Genomic DNA, 9,600 nt, shown 5'->3' on the forward strand with positions numbered 1-9,600 from the left:
TGAGCCGGGCGATCACTTCGATCAGCGTCCCTCGCTCGAGCGTCCGAGCGGGGCGCGCACGATGGCCTCGTAGCGCGGTCCCTTCGGCGACAGGTGCGACTCGAAGAGCACGAGCTCGCCGGCGCGCCACGCGACGCCGTCGCCCTGCGCCGCCTCCGCGAGCGCCCCACCGAGCCCGGGCGCGCCGCGGACGTCGCGCGCCCGGCCGAGCGTCAGGTGCGGGGAGAACGGGCGCGCCTCCGGCGCGAAGCCGAGCGGCGCGAGCCGTCGCCCGAGGTCCTGCACGAGCGCCCCCAGCGCGGCGACGTCGCCCTGGATGCCCGCCCACACGACCCGCGGCCGCCGCGCGTTCGGGAAGCCGCCGGCGTTGTGCACCTCCAGCGCGAGCGGGTGCGACCCGGCGGCCGCCGCGCGCACGGCGTCCGCGACGGCCTCCACGCGCGGCTCCGGGACGGCGCCCAGGAACTGCAAGGTGAGGTGGACGTTCTCGGGGACGACCCAGCGGACGTCGTCGGCCGCGCGGCCCGCCGAGCGGCGCAGGTGCGCGGCCGTCGCGGCGATGCGGCGACGGACGAGATCCGTCGGCTCGAGCGCGACGAAGAGGCGGTGACTCTTGCCCTCCACGGGACGAGGTGTAGCGGACCGTGGGGCGGATGGCGAGAAGGGAGAGGGGTCGCGCTGCTACTCGACCGTCACGCTCTTGGCCAGATTCCTCGGCTGGGCATCGTGCCGGGGGAGCGAGACGCTCCCCCGGGCCCCCGGCGCGCTCTGGCGCGGCCTCTGCCGGCCGCGCCGCCGCGCGCTGCTACTCGACCGTCACGCTCTTGGCCAGGTTCCTGGGCTGATCCACGTCCGTGCCCTTCAGATCGGCGACGTGGTAGGCGAGGAACTGGAGCGGGATGATGGAGACGAGCGGGGCGAGGAGCGGCGGGGCGGGCGGGACCGTGAGCGCCACCTCGGCGAGGCTCGCCGCGTGCGTGTCGCCCTCGGACACCACCGCGAACACGTGGCCTCCGCGGGCGCGGACCTCCTCCATGTTGCCGAGCGTCTTCTCGTACGCGCGCTCCTGCGTGGCGAGGACGACGACCGGCAGCTCCTCGTCGATGAGGGCGATCGGGCCGTGCTTCATCTCGCCCGCGGCGTAGCCCTCGGCGTGGATGTACGAGATCTCCTTGAGCTTGAGCGCCCCCTCGAGCGCGACGGGGTACTGGCTCCCGCGCCCGAGGAACAGGACGTCGCGCGCCGCGGCGCAGCGCTTCGCGATCGGCATGAGCGCCGCCTCCTGGCGGATCATCTGCTCCATCCAGGAGGGGACGTGGCGAAGCGCCTCGAGGTGCTCGCGCGCGGCGTCGGCGGAGAGCGTGCCGCGCAGGCGGCCGAGCTTCACCGCGAGGAGATAGAGGCCGGCGAGCTGGGTCGTGAACGCCTTCGTCGAGGCGACGCCGATCTCCGGGCCTGCGCGGGTGAAGAGCGTCCCGCCGTCGCACTCGCGCGCGATCGCCGAGCCCACGACGTTGCAGATCGCGTAGGCCTTGGCGCCGCGCGCCCGCGCGATCTTCACCGCCGCGAGCGTGTCGGCCGTCTCGCCCGACTGCGAGACGGCGAGGCAGAGCACGCGCTCCGAGACCAGCGGATCCCGGTTGCGGAACTCGCTCGCGAGCTCCACCTCCACCGGGATGCGCGCGAGCGCCTCGATCATCTGGCGCCCGGAGAGCCCGGCGTGCCAGGAGGTGCCGCAGGCGACGATGACGATCCGCTCGAGCTGCTTGACGTAGTCCTCGGGCAGCTCGACCCCGTCGAGCGTGACGTCGCCCTGCTCGAGCGACGCGCGCCCGCGGATCGTGTCCGCGACGGCCCGGGGCTGCTCGAAGATCTCCTTGTGCATGAAGTGCTTGTGGCCGTCCTTCTCGGCGGCCACCGCGCTCCACTCGATCCGCCGCGGCTTGCGCTCGACCGGCTCGCCGTCGCGCCCGAAGAGCGTGATCCCCCCGGCGGTCAGGACCGCGAGCTCGCCCTCCTCGAGATAGCTCACCTCGCGGGTGTGCTCGAGGATGGCCGGCACGTCCGAGGCGAGGAAGCTCTCGCCCTCGCCGTAGCCGACCACGAGCGGCGAGGCGTTCTTCGCGGCGACGATCTCGCCCGGCCGCTTCTCCGAGACGACCGCGATGGCGTAGGTGCCCTGGACCTGCGCGAGGGCCGCGCGGACGGCGGCCTGCAGGTCGCGGGCGCCGTCCCGGAGCGCGTCGGCGATGAGGTGCGCGAAGATCTCGGTGTCGGTCTCGGAGGCGAACTTGTGGCCGCGACCCGTGAGCGCCGCCTTGAGGTCGAGGTGGTTCTCGATGATGCCGTTGTGGACCACCGCCACCCCGCCGTACGCGTGCGGGTGGGCGTTCTCGTCCGACGGCCGGCCGTGCGTCGCCCAGCGCGTGTGGCCGATGCCCGTGCAGCCGGGCAGGGGCCCGTCGCGCAGGATCGTCACGAGGTTCTGGAGCTTGCCCTTCGCCCGCTTCACCGCGAGGCCGGACGGCCCGACCACCGCGACGCCCGCGGAGTCATAGCCGCGGTACTCGAGCTTCCTGAGGCCGCCGACGATGAGGTCGACGCACTGCCGGGGACCGACGTAGCCAACGATTCCGCACATGAGGGCCTGCCTTCTACCACGGGGAAGCGGTTCGCCCGCTAGCTCGCTCGTCCGCCGCGCGGGCCCTCGCCCGGAGCCGGCGGCGGCGCGGCCTCGGCCGCCCCTTTGTTCTGCTTCTCCGCCTGCCGCCTGGCCACCCACCCCTCCTTCGTCACTTGCTTGGCGCGCCCGAGCGCCAGTGCGCCGGGCGGCACGCTGTCGGTGAGGGTGGAGCCCGCCGCGACGTACGCCCCGGCGCCGATCTCGATGGGCGCGACCAGGATCGAGTCCGAGCCGATGAAGGCCCCCTCGCCGATCACGGTGGGGTGCTTCTTCTCGCCGTCGTAGTTGCAGGTGATCGTGCCGGCGCCGACGTTCGCGCCCGCGCCCACCGTGGCGTCGCCGAGGTACGTGAGGTGGTTCGCCTTCGCCCCCTTGCCGAGGCGCGCCTTCTTCGTCTCGACGAAGTTCCCGACGTGCGCCTCCTCGCCGATCTCGCTGCCGGGGCGGAGCCGGGAGAACGGCCCCAGGATCGCGCGCGCGGCCACGGTGGACTCGTCGACGACCGTGTACGGCTTCACCGTGACGCCGTCGCCGAGGGTCGCGTCGGTGAGGATCGCGCCCGCGCCGAGCCGGCAGCCCGCGCCGACGCGGGTGCGCCCCTTCAGCCGGACGTTCGGCTCGATGACGGTGTCCGCGCCGATCTCGACGCCCTCGTCGCAGTCGAACCGCTCCGGATCCTCGATCGTCACGCCGCCGCGCATGAGCGCCGACGCCCGCCGGCGCAGGAGCACCCGCCCGGCCCGGGCGAGCTCCTCGCGGTCGTTCACGCCCGACGCCTCCTCGGGCGGGACCGGCACGGCGACCGCGCCGCCCGCGCGCGCCGCCATCGCGACGAGGTCGGTGAGGTAGAACTCGGCCTGGGCGTTGGCGCTGCCCACCTTCGAGAGCGCGTCCCACAGGAACGCCGCCTCGGCGCAGTAGAGCCCGGCGTTCACCTCGTCGATGGCGCGCTCGGCCTCGTTCGCGTCCTTCTCCTCGACCACGCGCGCCGGGTTGCCCGCGGGGTCGCGGACGATGCGCCCGTAGCCGTGCGGGTTCGCGAGCTTCATCGTCGCGAGCGCGAGGGTGGCGCCGCCCGCCCGCGCGCCGACGACGTGCGCGAGCGTCTCCGCCGTGAGGAGGGGCGTGTCGCCGGAGAGGATCACGATCGGGCCGTCGTACGCGCCGAGCGCCTCGCGGGCGGCGAGGACGGCGTGCGCGGTGCCGAGCTGCTCGCGCTGCACGGCGAAGCGCAGCGGCGCGCCGGGGAGCGCGGCCGCGAGCGCCGCCTCGACCGCCTCCGCCTGGTGGCCCACCACCGCGACGACCGGGTTCGCCCCGAGCTCGAGCGCGCGCAGCAGCGGGAACCAGGCCAGCGGGCGGCCGCCGACCTCGTGGAGGACCTTCGCCTTCTGCGACTTCATCCGGGTGCCCTTGCCGGCGGCGAGCACGATCGCGGCGAGGGGGGTGGGAGAGCGGGTCATGTCGCGGCAGGCTAGGCTCGCCCCCGCGTGGTGATCAAGCCCGAGGAGCGGGGGCGGGGCCCGGAAAGGCCGCCGCGCGGTGGTACAGGTGGTGGATGCCCGTCCTGCTCGCGATCGTCCTGTCCGCGACAGCCGTCTCCAGCCGGGGGGCGGTCGCGACCGCTCACCCGCTCGCGAGCGAGGTCGCCGCGGACGTCTTGCGCCGGGGCGGCAACGCCGCCGACGCGGCGGTCGCGGCCGCCCTCGCGCTCGCGGTGGTCGAGCCGCAGTCCTCTGGAATCGGCGGCGGCGGCTTCGCCCTCGTCTACGACGCGCGCGAGAAGAAGGTCCACGCCCTCGACTTTCGCGAGGTCGCACCCGGCGCGGCGACCCCGGACCTGTTCGCGGCGCGGGGCGGCGCCCCGGCGACGCCGTCGCGCTCGCTCGACGGCGGCCTCGCGGTGGCGGTTCCGGGGGCCGTGAAGGGCTACGCGGAGCTCGCGCGCCGCTTCGGCACCCGCTCCTTCGCGGCGCTCGCCGCGCCCGCGGCGCGCCTCGCCGAGCGCGGGTTCCCGGCCTCGCCCTCCTACTGCGACGCGGCGAGGGCCCGCCTCGCGTGCCTGGCCGCCCGGCCCGCGGCCGCGAGGGAGCTCCTCGTCGCCGGCGCGGACGGCCGGCCCGCGGCGCCCGCGCCCGGCGAGCGGATCGTGCGCCGCGACCTCGCCCGCACGCTGCGGCTCCTCGGCCGGGATCCCGCGGCCTTCTACCGCGGCCCGCTCGCGGAGCGCATCGCCCGGGCCGCGCGGGACGACGGCGGCGTGCTCGCCGCGAGCGACCTCGCGCGCTACCGCGTGCGCGACCGCGCGCCGGTCGAGGGGAGCTACCGCGGCTACCGGATCGTCTCCATGGGCCTGCCCTCCGCGGGAGGCGCGATCGTGATCGGGCTCTTGCAGGCGCTGGAGCGGGAGGCGCCGCGCGAGGGCGGGTACCGGCCCGTGCGCTTCCTGCACGCCATGGCGGAGGCGGAGAAGCGGCTCTTCGCGAGGCGCGCCGCGCTCGGCGACCCGGACTTCGTGCCCGGGGCGGCGGCGGTGGTCGAGGAGATGGTCTCGCCCGCGTACGCCGCCCGCCTCTCCGCGGAGCTCGGCGAGCGGACGCGCCCCGTCGCCGCGGACACGCCGCCGCGCGACGAGGGGAAGCACACGACCCACCTCTCGGTGGTGGACGCGGAGGGGAACGCGGTCGCGATCACCACGACCGTGAACTACCTGTTCGGCGCGTGCGTGGTCGTCCCGGGGACGGGGATCCTGCTCAACGACGAGATGGACGACTTCGACGCCGCCGCGGGCGCGCCGAACGCGTACGGGCTCGTCGGCACCGGCGCGAACGCGCCCGCGGCCGGGAAGACGCCGCTCTCGTCGATGGCGCCGACGCTCGTCTTCGCGCCTGGAGGGGCGCTCTGGCTCGCCGTCGGCGCGCCGGGCGGCTCGACGATCCCGACCACCGTCGCGCAGGCGATCTCCCACCTCGTGGACGACGGTATGTCCCTGGAGCAGGCCCTCGCCGCTCCACGCCTGCACCATCAGTGGCAGCCGGACGCCCTGCGCGTCGAGCCGAACGCGCTCGAGGCCGAGACCGCCCGCGCGCTCGCGGCACGGGGGCACCGGCTCCAGGTGGCGGAACGGCCCTGGGGCAACGCCCAGGCGGTGCGGCGCCGGCCGGACGGTCGCTGGGAGGCGGCGAGCGATCCCAGGTACGACGGAGCCCCGTCGGCGCCCTGATCGCGTGCTGGCGCGGGTTCGACGGGCGGGCGGCCGTCCGCTATCCTGCTTGCCGGACCGTGACCTCGAGACCTGCACCCACCGCCGCCGCGGGCGGCGTCCGTACGCCGCGGGCGGCGCTCGCCGCCGAGGTGCGGCGGCTCGAGGAGGCGCTCCGCGCCGCGCAGCGCGACCTCGTCGCCCACGGCGGCGACGCGCTCCCCGGGATGCACCTCCTCGTCGAGGCCGCCGGCCGGCGCGCGCTGCTCCCGGCCTCCCGCGTCTCGGAGGTGATCCGGCTCGTGGCCACCGCGCCGCTCGCCGGCGCCTCGCCGCACGTGCTCGGGACCTTCGTGTGCCGGGGCCAGCCGGTCGTCGCGGTGGATCTCTCCGCCTGGCTCGGCGCCGTTCGCGAGCCTCCCCTCGACGCCCAGATCGCGATCCTCCCCGGCTCGCCGACCCTCGGCGTCGTCGTCGACCGGGTGGACCGGCTCGTGGACGGCCCCCGGCTCTTCCACGGGGACGCGGCGTCCGGGACGCCCCCGGCCTGGCGCGGCACGCCGCTCGTCGCCGGGCTGTGCCTGCTCGACCGAGAGGTCGTGCCGCTCCTCGATCCCGCGCCCCTCGCCGAAGGCCTCCCGGAGCGGCCTTGACCGCCGCCGGCGCGACCTTCGCCGCCGGCGTCGAGGACGTCGAGCGGGCGCTGCGCGACGCGTGCGGCATCACGCTCACCGAGGGGCTCCGCACCACGCTCGAGGAGGCGCTCCGCCGCGCCGCGCGGGCGGTGGAGCTCGAGCCCGAGGCGTTCCGGGCCCGGCTCCGGGCCCGCGATCCGCGCTGCCTGGGCGAGCTCGTCGAGGCGGCGGTGGTCGGGGAGACCTACTTCTTCCGCCACCCCGAGCAGCTCGACGCCGTGCGCGAGGTGGTGCTGGCGCGCGCGCAGCGCGAGCGCCCGCTGCGGATCTGGTCGGCCGGGTGCGCCACCGGCGAGGAGCCGTACTCGCTCGCGATGCTGCTCCGCGACGCCGGCCGGGCGGCGTGCCGCGACCGGATCCTCGCGACCGACGTGTCCGCCCGCGCGCTCGCGGTGGCCGCCGAGGCGGTCTACGGGGCGTGGTCGCTGCGCCGGCTCGATCCGGGCGCGCGCGCTCGCCACCTCGAGGGCGAGGGGCCGCAGGTGCGCGTCCGCGCGGAGGTGCGCGCCGCGGTGGAGTTCCGTCGCCACAACCTCTACTCCGAGCCCGCCCCCGCCGGCCCGTTCGACCTCGTCGTCTGCCGCAACGTCCTCATCTACTTCGACCCCGAGACCGCGCGCGCGATCACCGCGCGGCTCCTCGAGGCGGTCGCGCCGGGGGGGGTCCTCCTGCTCGGCCCGGTGGAGGTGCCCATCGCCGAGAAGCTCGCGGTGGAGCGGCTGGAGGTGGGCGGCACGGTGATCTTCCGCCGGCTCGCGCCGGGAGAGGTCCGGACCGAGCGAGCGGCGCCTGCGAAGGCGCGGAGCCGGGGGAGGAGCGCGAGCGCGGCTCCGGCGCCCACCCCCGCTCCGATCGCGACGCCCACCCCGGCCGCCGCGACGCTCACCCCGGCCCCGACTCCCGCCCCGGCCGCGGTCGTGACGCCCACCGCGCTGGACACGCCGGTTCCGAGCGAAGCCGCGATCCCCATCCCCGGCTTCGAGCAGGCCCGCGCCGCCGCGCGCCGCGGCGACCTCGAGTTCGCGGAGCAGCTCGCCCGCGAGGTGGCCGAGCGGCACCTTTGCCCGGAGTCCTACCTGCTCCTCGCCATGGCCGCCGACGCGCGGGGCGATCTCGGCGGCGCCATCGACGCCCTCCGGCGCGCCCTCTACCTCGAGCCCGGCCTCGCGATGGCGCACGCGTCGCTCGTGCCGCTCTACGCGCGCGTCGGGCGGCACGACGAGGCGGCGCGCGCGCGGCGGAACGCGATCGAGGCCGTCGAGGGCCTGGACGACGGCGCGCCGCTCCGCGGCGTCGAGCCCATCACCGCCGGTGCGCTGCGCAGCGCGCTCGGCGAAGTTCGCCGGCCCCGCGCGGGCGCCGGAAGGAGCGAGCCATGAAGGTGCTGCTCGTCGACGACACGCGGACGCTCCTGTCGCTCATCCAGGTCTACCTGATGGGCTGGCAGATCGAGTTCGTGGAGGCGAAGGACGGCACGGAGGGCCTCGCGCGGGCGCGCGAGCACAAGCCGGATCTCGTCATCTCGGACGTGCGGATGCCCGGGATGGACGGCTTCGAGCTGTGCGCCGCGATCCGCGCCGATCCGATCCTCCACAAGACGCCCATCGTCCTCCTCACCTCGCTCGCCGACGACGCGAGCCGCAAGAAGGGCAAGCTCGTCGGCGCGACCGCGTTCCTGACGAAGCCCGTCTCGGTGGAGGAGCTCCGCAAGACCGTGGGCGGGATCCTCCAGCTCCCCGCGAGGAGGTAGCGCGTGACGGCAACGGGACAGGGGCGCGAGCTCAGGGCGGCTCCGGCCGAGCCGCCGGACGCGCTCGAGCCGGCGCCGTCGCCCGAGGCGCGCCGCCGGATCCTCGAGGAGCGGGCGCGGGAGATCGCCTTCGCGCGGGAGACCACCGCGGTGGCCACCTTGCCCGTGGTGGCGTTCAGCGTGGGCGGGGAGCGCTACGGGGTCGAGGTCGAGGACGTGTTCCAGATCCTCGACGCGCAGGTGCTCTCGCCGCTCCCCGCGGCGCCCCCCTGGCTCCTCGGCGCGGCGGTGGCGCGGGCGCGGGTGGTGCCGGTGCTCGACCTGCGGCAGCTCCTCGGCCTCGAGGGCGCGGGGCTGAACGACCTCGCGAAGATCCTGGTGGTCGAGCACGGCGACGAGGCGTTCGGCCTCGCCGCGGAGGCGGTCGAGGGCCAGGTGGAGCTCCCGCGCGATGGGCTCTCGAGCGCCGCGGAGGGCCCGTTCTCGTGGATCGCGCAGGACCGGCTCGCGGTGCTCGACCTCGGCAAGCTCGGCGCCCCGGCGGCGCACGGCGGGTAGCGCATGGATCGCGAGCTCTTCCGCCAGATCTGGCCCGTCTTCTCCGCCGAGGCGCGCGAGCACCTCGAGGCCATCAGCACGGGGATCCTCACGCTCGAGCGCGACCCGCGCGCGCCCGAGGCGCTCGACGCCGTGCGCCGCATCGCGCACAGCCTCAAGGGCTCTTCGGGGAGCCTCGGCCTCGCCGACGTGGAGCGGCTCGCGCACGCGATCGAGGGATCGCTCGCGGGGTTCGACCCGGCCGCCGGGCTCTCCCGCGCCGCCGTGCAGGCGTCGCTCGAGGCGGTCGAGGCGATGGAGGACGCGATCGCGGCCGGCGACGAGGGCGGCGTCATCGCCGTCGCGGGGGTCGAGACGCTCCTCGCCGCCCTCCGCCCCGCGCTCGAGCGGGCCGAAGCGCCGGCCGGGGAAGACCCCGAGGACGGCACGCCGGGAGAGGACGGCCCCGAGGCGCCGGAGCCGCGCCTCGCGGAGGCTCCCGCGCCAGGCGACGCCCCCGCCGACATGGACGCCCTCGAGGAGGCGCTCGAGCAGCTCTGCGCGCCGCTCGATCCCGAGACGCGCCGCGCGGTCGCCACCCGCGCCGCGCAGGCGGCGGTCCGGATGGGCGCGCTCGCCGCCCCCGGCGCGGCCGCGCTCGCGCGCCGCGCGGCGGATGGGTTCGCGGGGCTCGCCGACGGCGGGGTCGACGCGCCGCGCGCCACCGCGGCCC

At 76.4% G+C, this 9,600-nt stretch carries 9 protein-coding genes; 6 read left to right on the top strand and 3 right to left on the bottom strand.

What is annotated here, in order from left to right:
• Positions 1–21: 21 nt before the first annotated feature.
• From thpR to glmU, 3 genes are all read right to left on the bottom strand, one after another.
• Positions 22–624: an RNA 2',3'-cyclic phosphodiesterase gene (gene thpR / locus MNY60_RS22485; protein ID WP_242361955.1), complete on the bottom strand. Its 603-nt coding sequence runs from the start codon at positions 622–624 to the stop codon at positions 22–24.
• 181 nt (positions 625–805) lie between these two features.
• Positions 806–2,641: a glutamine--fructose-6-phosphate transaminase (isomerizing) gene (glmS, locus tag MNY60_RS22490; RefSeq protein WP_242361958.1), complete on the bottom strand. Its 1,836-nt coding sequence runs from the start codon at positions 2,639–2,641 to the stop codon at positions 806–808.
• Positions 2,642–2,679: 38 nt separating this feature from the next.
• The gene (gene glmU / locus MNY60_RS22495) at positions 2,680–4,146 is read right to left on the bottom strand and encodes a bifunctional UDP-N-acetylglucosamine diphosphorylase/glucosamine-1-phosphate N-acetyltransferase GlmU (RefSeq protein WP_242361961.1); all 1,467 of its coding nucleotides are present in this window, start codon (positions 4,144–4,146) and stop codon (positions 2,680–2,682) included.
• 95 nt (positions 4,147–4,241) lie between these two features.
• On the opposite strand from glmU, the gene ggt reads away from it, so the two are divergent.
• The 6 genes from ggt to MNY60_RS22525 form a co-directional block, all read left to right on the top strand.
• Complete coding sequence (gene ggt, locus MNY60_RS22500; protein WP_242361964.1) at positions 4,242–5,906, top strand: gamma-glutamyltransferase; 1,665 nt, start codon at positions 4,242–4,244, stop codon at positions 5,904–5,906.
• Between the two features lie 59 nt (positions 5,907–5,965).
• Positions 5,966–6,538 carry a chemotaxis protein CheW gene (locus tag MNY60_RS22505; protein ID WP_242341212.1) on the top strand — a complete coding sequence of 191 codons (573 nt, stop codon included), beginning with the start codon at positions 5,966–5,968 and terminating at the stop codon, positions 6,536–6,538.
• Entirely contained in the window at positions 6,535–7,959 is a 1,425-nt protein-coding gene (locus MNY60_RS22510) for a protein-glutamate O-methyltransferase CheR (RefSeq protein WP_242361966.1), read from the top strand. Before MNY60_RS22505 ends, MNY60_RS22510 begins: the two co-directional genes overlap by 4 nt.
• Positions 7,956–8,330 carry a PleD family two-component system response regulator gene (locus MNY60_RS22515; protein WP_242341214.1) on the top strand — a complete coding sequence of 125 codons (375 nt, stop codon included), beginning with the start codon at positions 7,956–7,958 and terminating at the stop codon, positions 8,328–8,330. The genes MNY60_RS22510 and MNY60_RS22515 overlap by 4 nt, the downstream gene beginning before the upstream one ends.
• A gap of 3 nt (positions 8,331–8,333) precedes the next feature.
• Complete coding sequence (locus MNY60_RS22520; RefSeq protein WP_242356804.1) at positions 8,334–8,888, top strand: chemotaxis protein CheW; 555 nt, start codon at positions 8,334–8,336, stop codon at positions 8,886–8,888.
• Between the two features lie 3 nt (positions 8,889–8,891).
• Positions 8,892–9,600, top strand: a 709-nt coding sequence (locus MNY60_RS22525) for an Hpt domain-containing protein (RefSeq protein ID WP_242361969.1), incomplete at its 3' end; no start/stop codon positions are given.

The sequence above is a fragment of the Anaeromyxobacter sp. SG17 genome (genome assembly GCF_022690695.1).
Taxonomy (GTDB): Bacteria; Myxococcota; Myxococcia; order Myxococcales; family Anaeromyxobacteraceae; genus Anaeromyxobacter; species Anaeromyxobacter soli.